Here is a 21,023-nt window from a genome sequence, read left to right as displayed (position 1 = left end):
GGCCACCCCCGGGCGCATCGCCCGGGGGTGGCTTCGTTTCGTGGTTGACACCTTTGGGTGACGACGAAACCGCGGAGCGTTGACGGCCGTCCTACGGTGGGTTGGGACCACAAGGGGAGGGTGGCGTGGACGGACGCGGGTATGCGGTCAAGGTCGACGAGCTGGGCAAGCTCATCGACGACCTCGGCACGGCGGCGGACCGGATGGCCGGCGCGAACAGGAAGCTCGGCGGTGGCGGCGCGTTCGGCTCGCTCGGCACGGCGGAGCTGGGCACGCCCGGGGTCGAGTTCGAGGAGGCCTGGGGCTTCGGGATCGGCCGCTTGGGCGAGGCGGCTTCGAGCGTGACGGAGCGGCTGAGGGCGGCGAAGCAGAAGTACGAGCAGATCGAGGCCCAGTTCGGCGGCGAGCTGGGGAAGTTCGGCTCGGCGGTGCTGGGTGGGCCCCCGGACGGCGGCCACCCGGGCGGCGCGCGGGGGCACTATCCCGTGGCCGGGCAGCCGGGCGGCGGTCCGGCCGGAAGCGGCCACACCGGCGGGGAGGGGCCGGTGGGTGGTGGGTACACCGGTGGCGTGCCGGGCATCGGCGGCTTGGCTGAGCTGGCCGATCCGGACGTGGGCGAAGGGCCGGTGGGTGGTGGGTACACCGGTGGGGTGCCGGGCATCGGCCGGCCGGCCGGGCCCGAGGGGACCGAACCCGGGAACGACCGGCCCGTCGGCGGCGGCGCGACCGGCGGCATCACCGACCTCCTGAACGGCCTCGACCGGTGAGCGCCCGCGACTTCCCGGCCCTGGGCTTCGACCCGGCTCCCGGCGACCTCGACGGCGTCACCGACCTGGCCGGCAAGTACCGCGCCGTGGGCGACGACCTGACCGAGGCCGACGATTCGCTCCGCCGGATCGTCCGGAAGCAGGGCACCTGGCAGGGCGAGGCCAGCGAAGCCTTCGCCCGCCGCCTCGGTCCGTTGCCGGACTACCTCGACGATGCGGCCAAGTCGATGAATCGAGCCGCCGACGCGCTCGAAGGCTGGGCGCAGACCCTCGGTGACCTGCAGAAACGCGCCGCCGACCTGGAGGCCCGCGCGGAAGCGGCGGCCCGGGCGGCCGAGCAGGCGCGGGCGAACCCGGATCTCGCGCTCGCCAACCGGACGTTCCCGGACCAGCAGTCCCTGCAGATCGCCCAGCGTCTGCTGGACAACGCCGGCCAGCAGCTCCAGACGGCCATCGACGGCTGCCAGAACGTCCAAGACGCGGCGAAGCAGCTCCAGCAGGAGCACACGGACGCCGCGTCCCGGGTCGCCGGACAGCTGCGGCAGGCGAAGGAACTGGCCCCGGACGAGCCGGACGTGCTCGACAAGCTCGGCGACGCGGTCGGCGGGGCACTTGCCGACTTGTCGAACACCCTCGCCGACGGGGTCGACGAGGCGTGGAACTTCGTGCAGGACCACGCGGAACTGCTGGCCAAGGCCTCGGACGTGATGGGCGACATCGGCAATGCCCTGGGGCTGGCCGGCGAGTTCCTCCCCGATCCGTTCAAGGAAGTCGCCGGAGTTGTGGCGACCACCTTCGGGGTGGCGGCGCTGGCCGGCCACGGCACGGCCAAGCTGGCCGGCGCCGATGTCGCCGGCGAAACTTTGATCTTCGACGGAATCGGGGCGGGAACTTCGTTCATCGGCGGCTTCTTGCCGCTGGGAGGCGCGGCGGTGGCGAAGGCCCTCGGCTACGGGGCCGTCGGCGCCCAGCTCCAGGCCGACGTCGGCGCCCGGATGATCGGCGTGGATTTCGAGGGGCCGATCGGCGACTTGCTCAACTACTGGGTCCCGAAGGACGTGGGCCAGTTGGCGGTCACCAGCTCAGCGCTCGTCGCCGGGCCTGCGCCGTTGGTGATCGTCGCGGCGGAAAACGCGGCCGATGCCGGAGAACAAGCCGACAACGCGCCGGAGCGCCGACGTCAGCGGGCGGAAGACGAGGTGTGGAACTGATGCCTCTGGAAATCGACCTCCCGCCCGGGTTCTCGGGTATGCCCGTGGGCACTGACGACAAGATGAACCGCGGCCACGCCTGGATGGTCGCCGAAAACGTGGCGCCCGCGACCAGCGTCGAACAGTTCGGCAGCTACCTGATGGCGCTGGTCCCGACCATGCAGGCCAACGGCATCCGCGTGTTCGGCAAGTTCGCCGTCGGCCCGCGGAAGGGTGACGTGGCCACCCTGACGCTCGGCGTGGCGCTCTGGCCGGAAACCGCGCCCGGCAGCCGGGACGCCCTCGTCGCCGCGATGGCCGAGGAGTACCGCGGCCGTCACAAACGTGCGGTGGTGCAGCCCGTGCGCCTCCCGATCGGCCCGGCCATCGTGGCGATCAGCGGCGGCGAGTTCCACCTGCCCGAACGGGACGTCCGGACGCAGATCAAGGCCGAGTACCAGATCCCCCTGCCGGGCGGCCGGTCCGTGGTGATCCTCTCGGTCATCGCGGAGTCCGAAGACGCCTGGCCGGCGGTCGCCGAAGCGACGGCGAAGGTGGCCTGGAGCCTCCGCAGCGGCGAGGCAGCGCGATGACGGACCTGGCCGCACGCAGCGACAACGCTTTCTTACCGCTGATCATCCTGATGTTTTTGGTGGTGCTCGGTGGTCTGCTCGCAGTTTCCACGACGGTGAGGATCATCCGGATCGCGCGGGGCCGGGAACCGCGTGAACGGCAGCTGACCCGCCTGGCCGCACAGCTCGACGGCCGGGACCGGGTCTGCATCCGGACAGTGGAACTCGGCTTGGCCGAAGCAGAGCTCCGCTGGTTCGCGCACAGCCGGGGCTACGGCCTGATCGAGCACCCCTTCAGCAGGTACTACGAGTTCGTCCGCATACCGCACCAGGTGCCGCCCGGGTACCCGGGACCGTGGCAGGGGAGACCATGAGCAACGCGCGGCTGATCGAGGAAATGCGCTGGCAGCTCAAGCAGATCGAGGACCGCAAGGCCGAAAACCAGCGCCTCCTGGCCGGCATCGCCGGCAGCGGGCACACGACCGTCGTCTCGCCGGATCGGAGCGTCACCGTGCTCGCCGCGCCCGACGGGGTCGTCAGCGAGGTGCGGCTCGCGCCCGAGGCCATGCGCTTCGACGCGGTCACGCTCAGCCGGACCATCACCGCCGCCGTCCGGGAAGCCGTGGCCGCCGGGGCCAAGCCGGGCGCTCAGCCGCCCCGGCAGACAGCTCCACCGCCGCAGGCAGTGCCGTCGCCGCCGCCGCGAAGGGCGGCTCCGGCGGACGACGACGATCCCTACGACACCGTGTTCGACGTCTAGGCCGGCGGTGGCTGCTCCGCCCGCTTCGCGGCCGCCCGCTTGGCCCGCCACCCCAGGGCCAGCACCGCCTGGACCAGCTCCTGGTAGCTCGGCTTGACCTCCTCGAGGTACCGCTCCAGGTAGGCCGCGCGTGCCGTGGGGACCGGGCGCGGGTTGTCGCCCGGGTCGAGCCACGGCAGGCCCTGGATGTTGTGCAGCGCCATCTTCCACCAGCGCGTCGCGCGCTCGGCCGCCCTCGCCTCGCGCTCGGCCGCCACTTCGATCGCGGCCGAAGCCGCCTCGATCTCCGCGTCCAGCGCCTTCGCCCGCGCCAGCTCCCACTCGCGCAGGTTCTCCGCCGATCCCCGGGAGAGGGCGATGATTTCCTTGTACCGCATGGCCGCGGTGGCGTCGTCGGTCATCGGTCGTTCTCCGGACGCTGGAACGGGATGATCACTTCGGGTGCGCCGTGGGTGGTGCGGTCGAAGAACAACGCGCGGCCCGGCCGCGGCGACCAGTGCACGACCTGGCCCGCCGCGAACGGTGACAGCTCGTTGCCCTGGACGTCGAGCGCCGCCCACGTGCCGATGTCGTCGGTGCCGCCGAAGCCCAGCGTGTCCTTGAGCCGGGCGATGCTGCGCCACCAGCCGATCGTGTGGATGCCGTGGCCCGGCCCCTGCTTGAGCAGCACCCGCAGGTGGTCGAGACCGCTCTTCAGCTGGCCGATCGCCTTCGCCTCCAACGCGGGCAGAGCCGCGTCGACGCCGTACAGCAGCAGCACCTTCGCGCCGCCGGACATCGAGCCGGTCATCGACTCCAGGACGCCGGTCAGGTCGTCCACCAGCGACGCCGCGTGGTCGTCCTCGCGCAGCCGCTCGGCCAGCTCCAGCGCGGCCGGGGCGCACGCCTCGATCGGGCAGCTCAAGATGAACTCGACTTCGCCCGGTTCGTACTGCCGGGACAGCGACCGCGCCGACGAGTCCATGATGGACAGTGCTTCGGCGGTCGCCGAGCCGAGCACCGCGACGTTGCGGCCCGGCGCGCGCGGCAGGTCGACGCCGCACGCCGTCTCGGTGACGTCGATCGACTGGCCGAGCAGCGCCCGCGGCTTCGAGTTCGGCTTGAGGTCCAGGTACGCCGGGAACTGCTCCAGGACCGGCTGGTGCGCGCCGTCGAACAGCCGCGGTCGCGGGAAGCGGCCGGCGTACTCCTCCCACAGCCGGTGCTGCAGCCGGACGAACACGTTCTTGCTGCTCGCGTCCGGGATGTGGGCCAGCTGGTTGCCGTGCGCGACACCGGAGTCGTGGTTGATCACCGCGTGCCACTTCGGCGCCGACACCGCCGCGTTGTTCGTCTCGGCCAGCACGCGCCGCGCCTTCGGCATCGCGATCCGCAGCGTGCACTGCTCGAACACCGCGGGCTTGCCCCAGAACGCTTCGATGCCGGCGACGTCCTGGCTGGCCAGCACCAGGTGGATGCCCTGTGACCGGCCACGCCGCGCGATGTCCTCCAGCAGCTGCGTCGCCGTCGCGGTCACCTGGTCGCGGCCCGCGAACAGGTACTGGAACTCGTCGATCACCGCGACGATCCGCGGCCAGTGCCCGCCCGGATCGGCTTCGCGGAGGTCGGCGAGGTTCGTGACCTCGTGTTCCTTCGCGGCCGCGGACCGGCGCCGCAGCTCGTCGGCCAGGAACCGCAGCAGCGCCAGGCCGAACTCGCGGTCGGTGTTGACGTTGACGCCGACGAGCCGCGCGTGCGGCAGCCAGCTCGCGTCCTTGCGGCCCGGCGCCAGGCCGGCGAACGAGACGCCTTCCTTGAAGTCCAGCAGGTACAGCGCCAGCTCTTCCGGGGTGTAGCGCGCGGCGAGGCTGCCGAGCAGCGCGTACAGGAAGTTCGTCTTGCCCGAACCGGACGGGCCGCCGATCAGGGCGTGCGGGCTCGCGTCGCCGATCACGACCTCGACCGGCTCGCCTTCGAAGAACCCGACCGGTGCTCGCAGTTCCCGCGCCGAGTTCTCCTGGCCCAGCTCCGTCGGCAGGAGGTCGTCGAACGACCGCGGGCCGCCCTGCTTGGCGATCAGCGCCTTGGCGATCGTGTCGATGGCCCGGATGACCTGCGCGGACGGCATCGCGGGATCGAGGTCGACGACCAGGTCGGTGCCGGACATGCTGCTGATCGCGTGCCGGTCGTCGAGCAGGCTCAGCGTCTCGACCGGCGCGCTCACCGCGGTCGGCACGTCGATCATGATCAGGCAGATGCCGGCAGCCAGTGCGCCGCTCGCGACGCGCTTGAGGTCGCGGGCGCGTTCGGGCTCGAGCGTCTCGCCGTTGCCGTAGAGCACGACGATGCGGTAGGGCTCGCCCCGCTGCTCGTTCTTCTTCCGCATTTCCCGCAGCGACGTGAACCCGGCGGACATGCAGCTGGCGTGGATGCGGCGGATGTGCCCGGCCAGCTCGTCGAGCAGGTCCTCCAGCCGGCCCGGGTCGTACAGCGAGAGCGCGCTGGTGTGGCTGAGCGGGTAGAGGTCCGGCAGGATCGCGGTCAGCTGCCCGATGTCCCACAGGTGCACGCGCACCGCGCCCGGCTCGAACGTCGAGAGCACGCGGACCAGCAGGTTCTGCACGATGCCGTCGATCACGGGCCGGGTCTTCGGCGCCGACGTGATCGCCAGGTGCGACTCGTCGAGCAACGGGACGGCGACGTCGAACGTGCGGGTCGCGTCGCCACCGGCGGCGGTCGCCAAGCCGACGCGCCACAGCCCGGGCGAGGTCAGGCCGGGGTTGTGCCCGACCGTGCCGAGCCAGTCGCCCGGCGGCAGCCCGGCCGCGCCGGGTGCGTTCTGCGCGACCAGTTCCCGCAGCGTGGCGGGACCTTGGCTCCAGTCGGTGTAGAAAGCGCTTCGCACGCTGCCGAGCGCGCTGAACACCTCGTGCGCGGCGGGGTGGCGGGACCACTCGTTCTGCTGCTCGGCACTGGCGTGGTTCATCCCGACCTTGACGATGTCCTGCTCCAGCCGGAGCTTGGACAGGTCGGCTTCCGCGGCTTGGCGCGCACCAGCCGCCGCGCCCAGCACCAGTCCGATCTGATGGCGGACCCGGTCGAGTGCGGTTTCGACGCGGTTGCGTTGCTCGGCTGACTTGTTGGCCATCGGCGTCCCCAAGAAAAGGTGTCCCCTACAAGGATTACAGGCGCGACCGGTATCCGCTCACCAGATCCTCGGCGGCGTGCAGGCGGACGAGGAGCTGGTCCAGCCCCTCGCCGGCCTGTGCGTACTGAGAAGGAAGCCAGGGATCGACCTTGGCCTGGGCATCCACGAGAGCTTGCCGGGCTTCCCCGAGCAGGCTTGTGGCCCGTTCGGAGTGGGCGCGCGCGTCGGCGAGCCCGGTCACGGCAGCGGTGAGCAGCTGGTGGAGTTCGGCGAGCGTCATCCGGCTAGAGACGCGCCGAGTAGGAGTCGGCGGAGGAAATGCTTGCTTGGACGGTGCTCTGCAAGCCGTTGATGCCTTGCAGGGCCTCCGCCAGGAGTCCGTGCGCCTGGCTCACTTCGTGCTGGCTGCTCCCTTGCGTCGCCTGTGCGAGCGACTGCTGGGCTTCTTCGAGAGACTGCGCTGCCTGCTGCAGGGCGGCGATGCTCGCGGACGCCTTCTCGTTGGCGAGCGCGATGCCAGCGCGGATCTCTTCGACTCCGGCCATCGGGCCTCTACTCCTCGAATTCTGGTGGTCGTACGGGGACGGATTCCATTGAAACAGATCCAGCGACTCAGCGTGATCATCAGACTTTGCCGAGTGATCGCGGGCCCGGAATCAGCAAGGCCCCGGACGTGGGAACGTCCGGGGCCGGGCCGATCACGGTCTGTGCGGGGGTCGTCCCGCCACCAGTGCCGCAGACTGAAGTCGCTGGCCAGCACTACCCCAGGTCAGAGCGGTTTTCGTGCCACTGCTGGCCTTTCTCGACAGGGGCGGGCGAGGTGCTGGTGAGACTAGCGCGACCGGAGTAACGGCTTGCGGTCAGCCCTGTTCGTAACTCCTCGTACAGGCGCAGAATTCCGCAGCACCGAAGGCATTTCACGTTCGGGTGGGCCAAAAGCACCGTGCAATCGTGTCCGGGTCATACGGACGGTGGGTCGCGCGAGCGGTAGCGGGCCCAGCGGAGGAAGGGGAGCAAGACGACAAAACGCCGGGCGGCCCGTGAAGGCTGCCCGGCGTTCGCCTGGTTACTGCGGCGGAGGATACAGGATTCGAACCTGCGAGGGCGTGAACCCAACACGCTTTCCAAGCGTGCGCCTTAGGCCGCTCGGCCAATCCTCCGCAGAAGACGATACCGGATGGCCTCGGTCACCTCTGAAGGTGGGTCAGGGCGTGACGTCGGCGACCACGCACGTGATGTTGTCCGGGCCGCCGCCCTCGTTGGCCAGGCGGATCAGTTCCGGGATCACTTCGGCCGGCTCCGCGCCGGCCGCCAGGACGTCGCGGAGGGTCGCTTCGGAGACCGGGCCGCTCAGGCCGTCCGAACAGAGCAGGTAGCGGTCGCCCGGCTTCGCCTTGAACGTCCAGATGTCGGGGTCGCCGGAGCCCGCCGTCTGCAACGCCTTCATCAGCAGGGAACGCCGGGGGTGCGACTCGGCGTCCTCCGCGGCGACGCGGCCGTCTTCGACCAGCGCCTGCACGAGCGTGTGGTCGCGGGTCAGCCGGCGCAGGCCGCCGTCGCGCAGGAGGTAGCCGCGGGAGTCGCCGATGTGGGCCGCCGCGAACTCGACACCGTCGAACAGCAGGGCCGTCAGCGTGGTGCCCATGCCTTCGGTCGTCGGCTCCTGCGAGACCACTTCGTGCAGCCGCGCGTCGATCGACTTGACCACCCCGGCCAGCGTCGCGGCCATGTCCACGTTCGTCAGATCGAGCCGTCGCAGGTCGACTTCGAGCTCGCGCAGCACGTCGACCGCCGTCGCGCTGGCGACCTCGCCGTGCGGCTGGCCGCCGATGCCGTCGGCGACGGCGAGCAGGCGGGAACTCGCGTACATCGCGTCCTCGTTGACCCGGCGACGCTTGCCGACGTCCGACCCCGCGGCGTACCGCAGGACGTACCGATCGTGTGTCATGCCTCCCATGAAAGCATTGGTTGACTGAGTTCACAAGCGTCTCGGCTGAATGGAGCATCCTCCGATAGAGTCCTCGCCATGGACGACGATGCCACGGTCAGCGCGGCCGACATCGCGCGGCTCGCCGGGGTCGGGCGGGCCGCGGTCAGCAACTGGCGCCGCCGCTACCCGGACTTCCCGCCGCCGGTCGGCGGCACGGCGTCGAGCCCGTTGTTCGGCCTCTCCGCCGTGGCCGGCTGGTTCCGCGCCCGCGGCAAGAAGTTCGAGCTGAGCGCCGGCGAACGCGCGTGGCAGCGGCTGCGTGCCCTCGGCGACGACCTCGACCTGGCCGAGCGCGTCAGCCGCGCGGGCGGCTTCTTCGCCTTCCAGGCCGGCATCTTCGACACCTTCGACAGCGAGCTCGACGATCCGGAGCTGCTCACCCTGCTCAGCGAGCTGACGCACCAGGCAGGGCCGGTGGAAGCCTTCGAACTGTTGTGCCGCCGGTACTTCGAGGCGCATTCACGGCGGTTGTCGGCCACTCCGGAACCGATCGCCGAGCTGATGGCCCGGCTCGCCGGCCCGGTGTCGACGATCCTCGACCCCGCGTGCGGCTTCGGCGCGCTCGCGCTGGCGAGCGGCGCGAAAACCGTGCTGGGACAGGACAGCGACCCGATGACGGCGTCGATCGCGGCGGTGCGGTTGCGGTTGCGCGGCATCGAGGCCGAGGTTCACGCGGTCGACGCGCTGCGCGAAGACGCCTTCGCCGGCCGCACCGCCGAAGCGGTGCTGTGCGACCCGCCGTTCAACGAACGGGCTTGGGGGCACGACGAACTGGTCGGTGACGCGCGCTGGGAATACGGCCTGCCCCCGCGCGGCGAACCCGAGCTCGCGTGGGTGCAGCACTGCCTCGCGCACGTCGAACCCGGTGGCACCGTGGTGATCCTGATGCCGGGCGCGGCGGCCGGGCGGCGCAGTGGCAAGCGCATCCGCGGCAACCTGCTGCGGGCGGGCGCGGTCCGTGCCGTCGTCACGCTGACGCCGACGGGCCCCGACCTCTGGCTGCTGCGGCGGCCGGCCCCCGGTGAGCGGGCGCCGTCCACCGTGCTGCTCGGCGAAGCGGGCGACGATCTGTCCACAGTGGAAGAAAGCTGGCGGGAATTCGGCGCGCACCCGGAATCCGGCGTCCGGATCATCGACCTGCTCGACGACGACGTCGACCTGACGCCGGCCCGCCGCCGCACCAGGGACGAGGATCCGGGCCAGGCCTTCCAGGCCGTGCGCGCCCGGTTCGCCGGGCTGGTGCCCCAGTTGCCACCCCTGGAGGCGGCGGACGCCGAGCCGGCGTTCACGACCATCGGCGAGCTGGTCAAGGCCGGCGTCGTCGACGTCCGGTACGCGCCGGTGCGCGCGGATGCCGAACACCCGCTGGCCGAGGCGGGTGACGTCGTCGCGTCGGTGACCGGCATCGCGTACGTCCACAGTGGACCGCCGGAGCCGGTGGGCGCCGGGCTCACCGTGTACCGCGTCGACTCCGACCGGCTGGACGCGGACTTCCTCGCCGGCTGCCTGCGCGCGGCCGACCTGCCCGCCGCGTCGGCGTCGACCCGGATCGACGGCAGGCGCGTGCGGATCCCGCGGGTCCCGCTCGCCGTCCAGCGCGAGTACGGCGAGGTCTTCCGGCGGCTGGCGGAGTTCGACGCGGTTCTGCGCGAGACGGCCGAAACCGGCCGCGAGCTGGTCCGGCTAGGCTTCGCTGGACTTGTCGGAGGACGGCTCAGGCCGGGCCAATAGGGGAACGGATGCTGATCGCCGACCGCTACGAGCTCGACGAGCTGCCGCTCGGCCGCGGCGGGATGGGCGCGGTGCACGGCGGGTACGACCGCCGGCTGGGCCGCCGAGTGGCGATCAAGCTGCTCAGGCTGCCGGGCCGCGACGAAGAGCTGGAAGCCCGCTTCGCCCGCGAGGCCCGCATCCTGGCGACGCTCGATCACCCCGGTGTCCCGACGCTGTACGACTACGGCACCCACGACGACCGGTTGTTCCAGGTCATGCAGTTCGTCGACGGCGTCACGGTGGCCGACCTGCTCGCCGAGCACGGCCCGCTGCCGGTGCCGTGGGCCGCGGCGATCGCGGCGCAGGCGTGCGCGGTGCTGACCGCCGCGCACGCACTCGCGGTCTGCCACCGCGACCTCAAGCCGTCCAACCTGATGCTCGGGCCCGACGGCGGCGTGAAGGTGATGGACTTCGGGCTGGCCGTGCTCCGCGAAGCCGACGCGGCGCAGTTCACCCGGGCCGGGCAGCTGCTGGGGACGCCGTCGTACATGGCTCCCGAACAGATCCAGCGGGGCGGCGCCGAACCGCGCAGCGACCTCTACGCGCTGGGCTGCGTGCTGCACGAGATGCTCACCGGACGGCGGCTCTTCGACGGGCCCACCGCGTACGCGGTGTTCGAGCGGCAGGTCAAGGAGCTGCCGCCGCCGGTGCCGGGCCTGCCGAAACCGTTGAACAGGCTGCTGGCCGAGATGCTGGCGAAGGATCCGGAAGCCCGGCCGGCCGGCGCCGCCGTGCTGTACGAGCGGCTCGGGGCGTTCGTCGGCGAGCTGCCGCCGCTGCCGGGGTTCCTGCTGCCGCCGTCGGTGCCCAGCCCGGGCCGGATGTACGCCCGGGTGCTGGGCCGCATCAGCGGCTGACCGCCGGGCGCCGGTCGGTGAGCGGCAGGCCGCGGCGCTGGATGCGCCGGTAGGTCGTGGCGTTCTGCACCGCGATGCTCACGCCGAGGCTGAACGCGATCGACGCCGAGGTCAGCGGACCCGTGACGCCGAGCGCGGTACCCAGCGCGATCACGCCGATCCGGACCGCGACCGTCAGCACCCACAGCCCGACCGTGCCGGCCGAACCCTTCTGGAACGTCGTGCCGTCGCGTTCGGTGAGGGTGGTGCTGGTGCTGCGCAGCACGCCGAGCCCGGCGAGCACCAGCAGGTCGGCGGCGAGCAGGCCCAGCTCGGCCGCGGACGCGCCGGGCAGCGCTTTCAGCGCCAGGTACCCGCCGACCACCGTGACCAGCAGGGGCATGGTCACCAGCGTCCTGCGGTTGAGCAACGTGCCGCGGACCTGCTGATAGACGACCTTGTACAGGACGAGGCCGGCGATGGCGGCGTAGAGCAGGACGTTCGCGGCGCTGGGCATGTCGGGGCTCCCCTGGGTTCGAAGGTCGCTCCCAGCTTCGGCGACCGGCGTCCCGGCGGCGTCGGCCCGCGGATCTGTCCCGGGTGGATCCCGGTGTCAACCCCCGGGTTGAGCCCGGCTACCCAAATCGTGACCTTTCCCGACGAACCTCGACCGGGTGAACGCCGTCTTTACCGATGTCCAAACGCGATGATCGAAACAGCTGGGGGTAACGGATCGTGAAAAGGCTTCTGGCGGGAGCGGCCGCGCTGGCCACCGCGTTCGTGCTGGCCGCGTGCTCCGGAGGGGGCTCGGCCGGTGGCGCGAACGCGGGCGGCGGGGCCGTCGCCGCGGCGGGGACCGGCGGCGGGACGCCGACGACCTCGAGCGCCACCCCCACGCCGACCGCCACCTTCACGGTGCCGCCGGAGACGCCGACGCCCACCCCGTCGTCCACGAAGCCGACGCCGACGAGCACCTCGGCCAAGCCGAAGCCCAAGCCGACGCCGACCACGAAGCCGACGCCCAAGCCCGCGCCGGACCCCGGCGTCCCGTGCGCGGCGGCGGCCGCGGCTTCGGGCACCGCCGCCTGCGTCGACCTCTCGGCGCACAAGGCGTGGCTGCTGGAGGGCGGCAAGGTCGTCTACGGCCCGGTGCCGATGCTGCCGGGCCGCAAGGGCAACGAGACCCCGACCGGCGCGTTCCACGTGCTGTCGAAGGAGAAGATGCACCTGTCGAAGGAATTCGACAACGCGGAGATGCCGAACTCGGTCTTCTTCTACCCCGGTGACGCCTTCCACACGGGCAGCCTCTCGGTGTACTCCCACGGCTGCATCCACCTGTCGGCGGGCGCGTCCCTGAAGTTCTTCAACACGCTGAACATCGGCGACGTCGTGCAGGTCGTCCCGTAAATCGCTACGTTCCGTCACGTGGCGTAGGTCACATTCGGGTGAAGTAATCCGGATTGCTGCAACTGGCCCCCTTGATCTTGCGACAAAAAGATCAATTGGGAAGGGGGCCACATGGCCGTGCGGAAGCTTCGCCTGCTCTTGGTGGCGGCCCTGACCGGGGCGTTGCTGCCCGCCGTGTCCACGGGAGTGGCGACGGCGGCGACGCTTCCGCCGGGGTTCGTGCTCCAGGACACCGACTCCGGGCTGGGGGCATACCGGCTCACGGACTTCGGGTACCTGCCGGACAACTCCGTCCTCGCCACCGGCAAGGACGGAGTTGTCCGCTGGCTGCCGGTCACCGGCGCCGGCCGGACGATCGCGGCGCTGCCGGTCCACGCCGAGGGGGACCTCGGTCTCGTCGGGCTGGCCGTGGCGCCGGACTACCCGACGTCGCGGGCCATCTACCTCACGCGGTCGATCGACACCGCCGCCGGTTTCGCCATGCGGCTGTCGCGGTTCACCGTGACCGCCGACGCGGCGGGCGCGCCGGCCGGCCTGACCGGTGAGCAGCCACTCTTCGACGCGCCGGGCGCCTACAACGTCCACGGCATCGACACGGTCGTCGCGGCCGCGGACGGGACGCTGTGGCTGTCGGTCGGCGACGACAGCGACTACCGGATGGTGGACCCGGGCGCGCTGCGGGCCCAGGACCTCGACCAGCCCTACGGCAAGATCCTGCACCTGACCGCCGGCGGCCAGGGCGTGCCGGGGAACCCGTACTACGACGCGGCGAACCCGGGCTCGACCGCGAGCAAGGTGTTCGCGCGCGGGTTCCGCAACCCGTTCCGCTTCGGCATCGACCCGAGCCTCGGCCTGCCGGTGGCCGGCGACGTCGGCTGGAACAGCTGGGAAGAGGTCGACGTCGTCCAGCGCGGCGCCAACCAGGGCTGGCCGTGCTGGGAGGGCAACCACCAGACGCCGGGTTACAGCGCCCTCGCGGGCTGCGCCGGCGTGCCGAACCAGCCGCCCCTGTTCGAGCTGCCGCACGGCGCCGGGGTCATGACGGCCAACAGCGTCACGGGCGGCATTGTCTACAACGGATCCAGCTACCCGGCGGCCTACCGCGGCTCCTACTTCTTCGGCGACTACGTGGCGAACAAGATCTGGTCGCTGCGCTACGACGACCGGGGCCGGCTCACGCAGGCCCCGGAGAACCCGCCGGTCTTCACCGATGCCGGCGGCCCGGTGAAGTTCGCGGCGGCGCCGAACGGCGACATCGTCTACGCGGACATCCTCTCCGGTGATCTGCGCCGCCTCAGCTACTCCGCCGGCAACACCGCGCCGGTGGCCAAAGCGACGACGTCGACGAACCCGGACACGCGCACGGTGTCGTTCGACGGCTCGGCATCGGTGGACTACGACAGCGACGCGCTCGGCTACGACTGGGACTTCGGCGACGGAACGACCGCGGCCGACGCCGGTCCGAAGGTGTCGCACGCCTACGCGGCGGGCACCGCGTCGTTCACCGCGAAGCTGCGGGTCCGGGACCCGCTCGGGCTCACCGGCGAGGTCGCCATCGCGGTCGCGCCGGGCAACCACACCCCGGTGCTCACGCTGACCTCGCCCCGGACCACGACGTTCGCCGTGAACCAGCAGGTCGCCGTGAGCGCCACCGCGACCGACGCCGAGGACGGCGCCCTGCCGATCACGTGGACCACGGCGGTGCGGCACTGCCCGAGCGAAGCGACGTGTCATGCGCACCCGGGCATCGGCGGGACCGGGGCGGGCTTCGCGCAGCCGTTCACCGCGCACCCGGACTCCCGGATGGAGTTCACCGCGACGGTGACCGACAGCGCGGGCGTCTCCACTTCCCGGACGTACACGGCGATGCCGCGGCAGCACCGGATCACCCTGCGCGGTACGCAACCCGCTTCGCTGAGCATCCCGGTGGAGGGTGGCGTCAGCTCGGCCATGGTGACCGAAGGCGCTTCCTTCGACGTCGAGGCCGCGCCGCTGGCCATCGACGGCGCCTCCCGGTTCTCCGGCTGGCAGGGCGGTCCGGCGGAGCCGACCTGGATCGTCACCGTCGGCACCGGCGACCTGACGCTGACGGCGAACTACACAACCCCGATCGAGCAGCGCTACAACGCCGACGCGGCGGTGCGGGCGGTGCTCGGCGCACCGGTGGCGGCCGAGATCACCGACGGCCCGGTCCACTACCGGGTCCACGAGAACGGCCGGCTGTACTGGAGCGCCGAGACCGGCACCCGGTACGTCACCGGCCCGGTGCTGGACAAGTACCTCGCCTGGGGCGGCCACGCCGTGCTCGGGCCGCCGTCGTCCGACACGTCGACGACCCCGGACGGAATGGCCCAGTACAACCATTTCCTCACCAACGGCACCGTGGGATCGATCTACTCCACCGCCGCGACGGGTGCGCACCTGATCTTCGGGGAGATCCGGAAGAAGTGGGCGGAGCTGGATTACGAGCGTGGCTTGGGCTACCCGACCACGGACGAGCTGGGGACGCCGGACGGCGTCGCTCGCTACAACCATTTCGTCAAGGATGGCTGGGTCGGGTCGATCTACTACACGACGGCGACGGGCGCGCACGCGATCTCCGGGGAGATCCGCAAGAAGTGGGCGGAGCTGGATTACGAGCGTGGCTTGGGCTACCCGACCACGGACGAGCTGGGGACGCCGGACGGGGTCGGCCGCTACAACCATTTCGTCAAGGGTGGCTGGATCGGGTCGATCTACTACACCACCGCGACGGGCGCGCACGCCATTTACGGGGAGATCCGGAAGAAGTGGGCGGCGCTCGACTACGAGCGCGGTCTCGGCTACCCGGCGACCGACGAACTCGGCACACCGGACGGCCGCGGCCGCTACAACCACTTCACCGGCGGCGGCTCGATCTACTACACGTGGACCACCGGCGCCCACATGGTGAAGGGCGAGATCCGGAAGCGCTGGGCCGCGCTCGGCTGGGAGTACTCCTACCTCCACTACCCGAAGTCGGACGAGTACGTGACGAACGGGGCCTATCGCAGCGACTTCGAGGGCGGCTACCTCACCTACACCTCCGCCACCGGGGCCCGGGACCACCGCTGGTGATCCGCCACGAAGATTTTTCCCATCCGCTCAACCTCGGGCCACCACCGCACGTCTTGGGTGGCAGAAAGCAGGAATCACGACTTCTGGGGGAACACATGCGCGTGCGGCGCGTTCTGGCTGCTCTGTCCACTTTGGCCGTCGGGGCGGTGCTGACCGCGTGTTCGGCGAGTGGGACGGCGGACGTCCGGCTGGCGGCGGACACGCCCTCGTCCACTCCTTCGGCCACGCAGGCGCCCGCGGCGGCTCCGGCGACGACTCCGACTTCGGCTCCGGCCAAGGCGAAGCCGGTGATGGCGGCCGGGGTTCCGTGCACGATCACGGCGAAGGCGTGTGTGTCCCTTTCGGGCAAGCAGGCTTGGCTGCTCGACGAAGGCAAGATCGTGTACGGCCCGGTGAAGATGTTGCCCGGCAAGCAGGATGGCCCGACCCCGGTGGGCAAGTGGCAGGTGGAGTACAAGGAAAAGCTGCACCGCAGCAACGAGTTCAACGGTGCACCGATGCCGAACTCGGTGTTCTTCGCCCCCGGCGGCATCGCGTTCCACGAGGGCAGCCTCAGCAGGTACTCGGCCGGCTGCGTGCACCTCTCGAGCGCGGCGTCGCTGAAGTTCTTCAACACCCTCGAGAAGGGCGATGAAGTCCAGGTCGTCCGGTAAGTCCTATCAGGACGTCCGCAGGCCGGCCGGGGTCGTCCCGGCCGCTGTCAGCGGCAGGCCGAGGGCGACGCGCTCGACCAGCCACGGGCTCGGCCGGTAGCGGGGGTCGCCGGTGGCCGTGGAGAGCCCGCGCAGGATGCGCAGCACCACGTCGCCGCCGACGAGGTCGCCCCAGGCCAGCGGGCCGCGGGGGTAGCCGAGACCGAGGCGGACCGCCGTGTCGATGTCCGCCGGTGTGGCCAGGTGCTGGCCCGCGATGAAGCACGCCGTGTTGACGATCGACGCCAGCAGGCGCTGCGCGATCGGGGCGGGGCCGTCGCGGACGACCGTCACGGGGTGGCCGGTCGCGGCCAGCGCGCCCCACGCGGCGCGGCCGGCGGCCGGGTCGAGCCCGGGGTGCACCGACATCGTCAGCCGGCGTTCGTAACCGCCCAGCGGATCGACGCCGGCGACGCGGTCCGCCGGCAGCCCGGCGCGGGTCGCGGCGTCCACTGTGGATTCCCCGTAGAGCGGTACGAGCAGGACCGCGTCCGGGTACGCGTCCGAAACCACCTGCACGCCCGCGGACGACAGCGCGCGGGCAAGGTGCTCGTCCGCGGTGAACACCGGGCTCGCCGGCTTCGGCGGGGCGGCGGGCTCGTCGGCGACCCGCTGCTTGCCGTCGGCGTAGGCGTAGAAACCTTCGCCGTTCTTCCGGCCGAACAGGCCGGCGGCCACGCGCGGCCGGGTCAGCCACGACGGCCGCAGCCGCGGGTCGCCGTGGAAGCCGCTCCAGATGCTTTCGAGGACGGCGTGCGAGACGTCGAGGCCGGTGAGGTCGAGCAGCTCGAACGGGCCGAGCTTCAGGCCGAGCACGTCACGGGCGATGCGGTCGACGTCGGCGGGCTCGGCCAGCGCCTCGGCGAGGATCTGCAGCGCCTCGGTGTTGAGGCCGCGGCCGGCGTGGTTGACCAGGAAGCCGGGCGCGTCCTTCGCGAGCACCGGCTCGTGGCCCCAGTTCTTGACCAGTTCGAGTGCCTCGCCCGGCAGCCAGCCGTGCGTGCGCGCGCCGGGAACCACCTCGACCAGGCGCATCAGCGGCACCGGGTTGAAGAAGTGCAGGCCGACGAGCCGGCCGGGGTCGGCCAGCTCGGCGGCGATCTCGGTGACCGACAGCGAACTCGTGTTCGTCGCGAACACCGTCTCCTGTGGACAGATCCGCTCGAGGCTCGCGAACAGGGCGCGTTTCGTCGCGAGGTCCTCCCGGACGGCTTCGACGACGAGGTCGACACCGTCCGCGGGTGCGTCGGGCGCGGCCACCGCGACCAGCCGGTCCTTGACGGCTTGAGCGTCCTCGCTCAGCTTGCCCTTGGCAGCGAGCTTGTCCACCATCCCGCCGACGTACTCGATCGCCTCGGCGACGGCCTCGCGCCGGACGTCGGCCAGCTCGACAGTCACCCCCGCGGTCGCGGCCAGCTGGACGATCCCGCGGCCCATCACCCCGGTGCCGATCACCCGGATCCTGCCGACCTTCCCGGCCCACCCCGTCACGTCGTGCCGCCTTCCGCCGTTGGACTCCCGCCCCAGCCTAGAGGCCGACGAACTCCGCCATCCGCTTCGCCGAGTGGGCGAAGAACGCGTCGGCCGGGTCGACGCTGCCGACGTACTGGCCGAACAGGTCGAAGCTGATCGCGCCGAACAGCTGCGTCCACGCCATCAGCAGCCGGGCGACGGTTTCGGGCCCGGCGATGATCCCGAGAACCTTCGTGAGCGCCTCGGCCTGGGCGCGCAGCTCGGGCGGGACCTCACCGTCGACCGCGCGCAGTTCGGTGTGCGTGAGCACCTTGACCAGGGCGAGTGCGACGCGGGCCGCCGGTACGACGGTGTCCTGCGGCGCCGCGTAGCCGGGGATCGGGGAGCCGTAGATCAGGGCGTACTCGTGGGGGTGGGCGCGGGCCCAGTCGCGCGTGCCCTGCCAGATCGCCAGCCACCGTTCGCGGAGGTCGCCGGTGCCCGGGTCCGCCTTCTCGGCCGCTTCGCCGATCGCGTTGTAGGCGTCGACGATCAGGTCGGTCAGCAGCCGGTCGCGGCTGGGGAAGTACCGGTAGATCGCGGACGACACCATGCCCAGCTCCCGGGCCACCGCGCGCAGCGAAAGCCCGTGCGCGCCGACCTCGGCGAGCTGGCGGCGGGCCTCGTCCTTGATCTCCTGGGTCAGTTCGGCGCGGGCACGTTCACGTGCGGTGCGGGTGGCGGTCATGGTGATCAGTGTGCCACGACGAGAGCCCTGCACAAAACAGAGAGCACTGCTCTTGACAGGGTGCAGCGCTCTGGTGTTCACTGCTCTTAACCGAGAGCACTGCTCTCCCGAAACTTCGGAGGACACCATGACCGAGTCCCGCTACATCAAGCCGAAGAAGTCCACCAACGCCTTCAACGAGGCCGTCGCGAAGCTGACCAAGCTGGGCGTGAGCGTCTGGGGCAGCCGGGTGCTGACCGTCGTCGGCCGCAAGAGCGGCGAACCGCGCTCGGTGCCGGTCAACCTGCTGACCGTCGACGGCGTCCGCTACCTCGTCGCCCCGCGTGGCGAGACGCAGTGGGTGCGCAACCTGCGGGCGGCCGGCCAGGGCACGCTGCGCGTGGGGCGCCGCGTCGAGACGTTCACCTTCCGCGAGCTGGCCCACGACGAAAAGCCGGGCATCCTGCGCGCGTACCTCAAGCGCTGGAAGTTCGAGGTCGGCGTGTTCTTCGACGGCGTCGACGCCAAGGCCTCGGACGAGAAGCTGCGCGAGATCGCGCCGGGCTACCCGATCTTCGAGATCTTCACGAAGTAGGTTTGCGCCGCGTGAAATTGGCGGCGATCAGGACCACGCCGACCAGGAACGCGGCGAGCCCGATGAGGAACCACAGCTTCTGGCCGGTCATGAAGCTGCCGGTGATGACGCCGATGCCCTGCAGCACCCAGACGGCGCCGACGAGCACGAGCACGACTCCGACCGCGAAGGTGATCCAGCGCTTCATCCACCCAGTCTAAGCAGGCCGGTCGTCCGGGACGAGCTTGTGGCGGTAGGCGTAGACGACGGCGTGCACGCGATCCGGCAGCCCGAGCTTGCTCAGCACCCGGGACACGTGCGTCTTGACCGTTTCCTCGCCGACGTGCAGCTTCCGCGCGATCTCGGCGTTGCTGCAGGCCCCGGCGAGCAGCAGCAGCACCTCGCGTTCGCGGGAGGTCAGCCGGGCCAGCTCCGGGGGCTCGGCGGCCGCCGGTTCGAGGACCGTGGCGAACTTCGCGACCAGCCGCCGCGTCACCGACGGGTCGATCAGCGCGTCGCCGCGCGCGGCCACCCGCATCGCCGCGACGAGCTCCTCCGGCGCCAGGCTCTTCAGCAGGAACCCGCTCGCGCCGGCCCGCAGCGCGCGGTAGACGTACTCGTCGGCGTCGTAGGTCGTGAGCACGAGGACGCGCGTGTCGTTGCCCGGCGCGGCCAGGATCGCCTCGGTCGCGGCGAGGCCGTCGAGGCGGGGCATCCGGACGTCGAGGACGGCGACGTCCGGGCGCAGGCGCGCGGTCTCGGCGACGGCTTCGCGGCCGTCGGACGCCTCGCCGACGCAGGTGAAGTCGGGCTGGGTGTCGAGCAGCGCGCGCATCCCGGAGCGGAACATCGCGTGGTCGTCGGCCAGCAGGACGCGGATCATGTGCTCTCCACCGGGAAGGTCGTGCGCAGCTGCCAGAGCCCGCCGGCCTCGCCGTAGGAGACTTGGCCGCCGAACAGGGTGACGCGCTGGCGGATGCCCGCCAGGCCGCGGTGGGCGTGCTCGCCCTCGGCCGTCCGGTCCGCGCGCAGGCCGTTGGTCACCGTGAGCACGACCTCGGTGCGGCCGTGGTTCAGCTCGACCTCGACCGGGCCCTGGCCGTGGCGCAGGGCGTTGGTCAGGGCTTCCTGGGCGATCCGGTAGAGCGCGACGTCGAGCGAGCCGGGCAGTTCGCGGGGCTCCCCGCGCAGCGTCAGCCGGGTCGGCAGGCCGGCTGCGCGGACGGTTTCGACCAGCTCGTCGAGGTTGTCCAGGCCGGGCTGTTCGACGTCGGTCTCGGCGTGCAGGAGGTCGAGCAGCCGGCGCAGGTCGGCCATCGCCGAGCGGCTCGCCGACTCGACGGCGCCGAGCGACTTCCGCGCCGGTTCGGCACCCTCGGGGAGGCCGAGCCGGGCGGCGCCGGCGTGCACCCCGATGGCGCTGACGTGGTGGGAGATGACGTCGTGCAGGTCGCGCGCGATGGTGGTGCGTTCCTCGAGGACGGCCCGTTTGATGGCTTCTTCTTCGTGCTGACGGCGTTCGTCGGCTTCGCGTTCGAGATCGGCGATGTAGGCGCGCCGGGCGGTCGTGTACCGGCCGACCAGCCACGGCAGCAGCGCGGAGACGCTGACGTTGATGGCGATGAGCCGCCAGTCGCCGGCGGTGCGCCCACCGCCGGCGATGCAGCCGGCGGTGACCCCGGCGAGCAGTGCGCCGAGCGCGAGCACGGCGGGCCGTGGCCGCAGCCAGGCCCCGGCCCGGTAGCCCGCGATGAGGATCCCGGCGTTGTTGCCGCTGACGTACCCCTGACAGGTGCAGAGCAGCAGCGGCGCACCGACGAAGAGCACGGCGTGGGCGAGGGCGACCCACCCGGAGTACCGCGCGGCGCCGGCGAGGGCGGCGTTGACGGCGACGCCGCTGAGCAGCACGGCCCAGGCCCGCCACCCGGCCTCCCCGAGCGGGCCGCGAAGGGTGAAGAGGGCGGCGTCGCAGACCACGCAGACGAGCGCCACCAGCAGCGACTGCCGTCTCAGCGACCCCCGGATGTCCTGCACACCCGCAACTGTGCCCTAACCGGCGA

General features: G+C 71.5%; 22 protein-coding genes and 1 tRNA gene. 11 read left to right on the top strand and 12 right to left on the bottom strand.

Translation table 11 applies throughout. The annotated features are described in order from the left end of the window. Window positions 1–125 precede the first annotated feature (125 nt). From ACFVYA_RS16605 to ACFVYA_RS16585, 5 genes are read left to right on the top strand one after another with little or no spacing between them, the layout of a single operon-like run. Window positions 126–767: a hypothetical protein gene (locus ACFVYA_RS16605; RefSeq protein ID WP_387045812.1), complete on the top strand. Its 642-nt coding sequence runs from the start codon at window positions 126–128 to the stop codon at window positions 765–767. Next, the gene (locus tag ACFVYA_RS16600) at window positions 764–1,978 is read left to right on the top strand and encodes a putative T7SS-secreted protein (RefSeq protein WP_387045810.1); all 1,215 of its coding nucleotides are present in this window, start codon (window positions 764–766) and stop codon (window positions 1,976–1,978) included. Before ACFVYA_RS16605 ends, ACFVYA_RS16600 begins: the two co-directional genes overlap by 4 nt. Next, window positions 1,978–2,550: a hypothetical protein gene (locus ACFVYA_RS16595; RefSeq protein WP_387045808.1), complete on the top strand. Its 573-nt coding sequence runs from the start codon at window positions 1,978–1,980 to the stop codon at window positions 2,548–2,550. The genes ACFVYA_RS16600 and ACFVYA_RS16595 overlap by 1 nt, the downstream gene beginning before the upstream one ends. Continuing rightward, window positions 2,547–2,903, top strand: coding sequence for a hypothetical protein (locus ACFVYA_RS16590; RefSeq protein WP_387045806.1), 357 nt, complete (start codon window positions 2,547–2,549; stop codon window positions 2,901–2,903). Before ACFVYA_RS16595 ends, ACFVYA_RS16590 begins: the two co-directional genes overlap by 4 nt. After that, on the top strand, window positions 2,900–3,289 hold the full coding sequence (locus tag ACFVYA_RS16585; RefSeq protein ID WP_387045804.1) for a YbaB/EbfC family DNA-binding protein: 390 nt from the start codon (window positions 2,900–2,902) through the stop codon (window positions 3,287–3,289). Before ACFVYA_RS16590 ends, ACFVYA_RS16585 begins: the two co-directional genes overlap by 4 nt. Here the strand turns inward: ACFVYA_RS16585 and ACFVYA_RS16580 are convergent. From ACFVYA_RS16580 to ACFVYA_RS16555, 6 genes are all read right to left on the bottom strand, one after another. Continuing rightward, complete coding sequence (locus ACFVYA_RS16580; RefSeq protein ID WP_387045802.1) at window positions 3,286–3,690, bottom strand: hypothetical protein; 405 nt, start codon at window positions 3,688–3,690, stop codon at window positions 3,286–3,288. The genes ACFVYA_RS16585 and ACFVYA_RS16580 overlap by 4 nt on opposite strands. After that, entirely contained in the window at window positions 3,687–6,416 is a 2,730-nt protein-coding gene (locus ACFVYA_RS16575) for an FtsK/SpoIIIE domain-containing protein (RefSeq protein WP_387045800.1), read from the bottom strand. The genes ACFVYA_RS16580 and ACFVYA_RS16575 overlap by 4 nt, the downstream gene beginning before the upstream one ends. Window positions 6,417–6,450: 34 nt before the next feature. Then, a complete protein-coding gene (locus tag ACFVYA_RS16570; RefSeq protein ID WP_387045799.1) occupies window positions 6,451–6,696 on the bottom strand; it encodes a hypothetical protein in 246 nt (81 codons plus the stop codon). A 4-nt stretch (window positions 6,697–6,700) separates the two neighbouring features. After that, window positions 6,701–6,961 (bottom strand): hypothetical protein, encoded by a 261-nt coding sequence (locus ACFVYA_RS16565; protein ID WP_003056176.1) that lies wholly within the window; start codon window positions 6,959–6,961, stop codon window positions 6,701–6,703. 530 nt (window positions 6,962–7,491) lie between these two features. Next, window positions 7,492–7,576 (bottom strand) — tRNA-Ser (locus ACFVYA_RS16560). A 44-nt stretch (window positions 7,577–7,620) separates the two neighbouring features. Beyond that, entirely contained in the window at window positions 7,621–8,364 is a 744-nt protein-coding gene (locus tag ACFVYA_RS16555; RefSeq protein WP_285987132.1) for a PP2C family serine/threonine-protein phosphatase, read from the bottom strand. Window positions 8,365–8,442: 78 nt separating this feature from the next. Here ACFVYA_RS16555 and ACFVYA_RS16550 point away from each other — a divergent pair, with 78 nt between their 5' ends. Further along, entirely contained in the window at window positions 8,443–10,137 is a 1,695-nt protein-coding gene (locus tag ACFVYA_RS16550; RefSeq protein WP_387045797.1) for a class I SAM-dependent DNA methyltransferase, read from the top strand. Window positions 10,138–10,145: 8 nt separating this feature from the next. Beyond that, window positions 10,146–11,036 (top strand): serine/threonine-protein kinase, encoded by an 891-nt coding sequence (locus tag ACFVYA_RS16545; protein WP_387045795.1) that lies wholly within the window; start codon window positions 10,146–10,148, stop codon window positions 11,034–11,036. Here the strand turns inward: ACFVYA_RS16545 and ACFVYA_RS16540 are convergent. After that, a complete protein-coding gene (locus tag ACFVYA_RS16540; protein WP_387045794.1) occupies window positions 11,026–11,532 on the bottom strand; it encodes a hypothetical protein in 507 nt (168 codons plus the stop codon). The two genes, ACFVYA_RS16545 and ACFVYA_RS16540, sit on opposite strands and share 11 nt — an antisense overlap. 218 nt (window positions 11,533–11,750) lie before the next feature. On the opposite strand from ACFVYA_RS16540, the gene ACFVYA_RS16535 reads away from it, so the two are divergent. The 3 genes from ACFVYA_RS16535 to ACFVYA_RS16525 all read left to right on the top strand — a co-directional run bounded on the left by ACFVYA_RS16535 (window position 11,751) and on the right by ACFVYA_RS16525 (window position 16,171). After that, window positions 11,751–12,422: a L,D-transpeptidase gene (locus ACFVYA_RS16535; RefSeq protein ID WP_285987128.1), complete on the top strand. Its 672-nt coding sequence runs from the start codon at window positions 11,751–11,753 to the stop codon at window positions 12,420–12,422. Window positions 12,423–12,533: 111 nt separating this feature from the next. Next, entirely contained in the window at window positions 12,534–15,518 is a 2,985-nt protein-coding gene (locus ACFVYA_RS16530) for a PQQ-dependent sugar dehydrogenase (protein WP_387045792.1), read from the top strand. Window positions 15,519–15,613: 95 nt separating this feature from the next. Continuing rightward, window positions 15,614–16,171 carry a L,D-transpeptidase gene (locus tag ACFVYA_RS16525; protein WP_387045791.1) on the top strand — a complete coding sequence of 186 codons (558 nt, stop codon included), beginning with the start codon at window positions 15,614–15,616 and terminating at the stop codon, window positions 16,169–16,171. Between the two features lie 6 nt (window positions 16,172–16,177). Here ACFVYA_RS16525 and ACFVYA_RS16520 read toward each other — a convergent pair whose 3' ends face one another. Both ACFVYA_RS16520 and ACFVYA_RS16515 read right to left on the bottom strand, forming a co-directional pair. Beyond that, window positions 16,178–17,701, bottom strand: coding sequence for a 3-hydroxyacyl-CoA dehydrogenase (locus ACFVYA_RS16520; RefSeq protein WP_387045789.1), 1,524 nt, complete (start codon window positions 17,699–17,701; stop codon window positions 16,178–16,180). 37 nt (window positions 17,702–17,738) lie between these two features. Next, window positions 17,739–18,410 (bottom strand): TetR/AcrR family transcriptional regulator, encoded by a 672-nt coding sequence (locus tag ACFVYA_RS16515; protein ID WP_285987124.1) that lies wholly within the window; start codon window positions 18,408–18,410, stop codon window positions 17,739–17,741. A gap of 127 nt (window positions 18,411–18,537) precedes the next feature. Here ACFVYA_RS16515 and ACFVYA_RS16510 point away from each other — a divergent pair, with 127 nt between their 5' ends. After that, complete coding sequence (locus ACFVYA_RS16510; RefSeq protein ID WP_387045787.1) at window positions 18,538–18,984, top strand: nitroreductase family deazaflavin-dependent oxidoreductase; 447 nt, start codon at window positions 18,538–18,540, stop codon at window positions 18,982–18,984. Here the strand turns inward: ACFVYA_RS16510 and ACFVYA_RS16505 are convergent. The 3 genes from ACFVYA_RS16505 to ACFVYA_RS16495 are packed head-to-tail and all read right to left on the bottom strand — an operon-like array spanning window position 18,974 to window position 20,997. After that, window positions 18,974–19,171, bottom strand: a complete 198-nt coding sequence (locus ACFVYA_RS16505) for a hypothetical protein (protein WP_285987122.1) — start codon at window positions 19,169–19,171, stop codon at window positions 18,974–18,976. The two genes, ACFVYA_RS16510 and ACFVYA_RS16505, sit on opposite strands and share 11 nt — an antisense overlap. A 9-nt stretch (window positions 19,172–19,180) precedes the next feature. After that, on the bottom strand, window positions 19,181–19,846 hold the full coding sequence (locus tag ACFVYA_RS16500; protein WP_285987121.1) for a response regulator transcription factor: 666 nt from the start codon (window positions 19,844–19,846) through the stop codon (window positions 19,181–19,183). After that, window positions 19,843–20,997 carry a sensor histidine kinase gene (locus tag ACFVYA_RS16495; protein WP_387045785.1) on the bottom strand — a complete coding sequence of 385 codons (1,155 nt, stop codon included), beginning with the start codon at window positions 20,995–20,997 and terminating at the stop codon, window positions 19,843–19,845. The genes ACFVYA_RS16500 and ACFVYA_RS16495 overlap by 4 nt, the downstream gene beginning before the upstream one ends. Between the last annotated feature and the right edge of the window lie 26 nt (window positions 20,998–21,023).

Origin of the sequence: Amycolatopsis sp. NPDC058278 (genome assembly GCF_042881395.1) — a bacterium.
Taxonomy (GTDB): Bacteria; Actinomycetota; Actinomycetes; order Mycobacteriales; family Pseudonocardiaceae; genus Amycolatopsis.
Note: the sequence above shows the minus strand (reverse complement) of the source record. Positions and strands in the feature narration are given on the sequence as shown.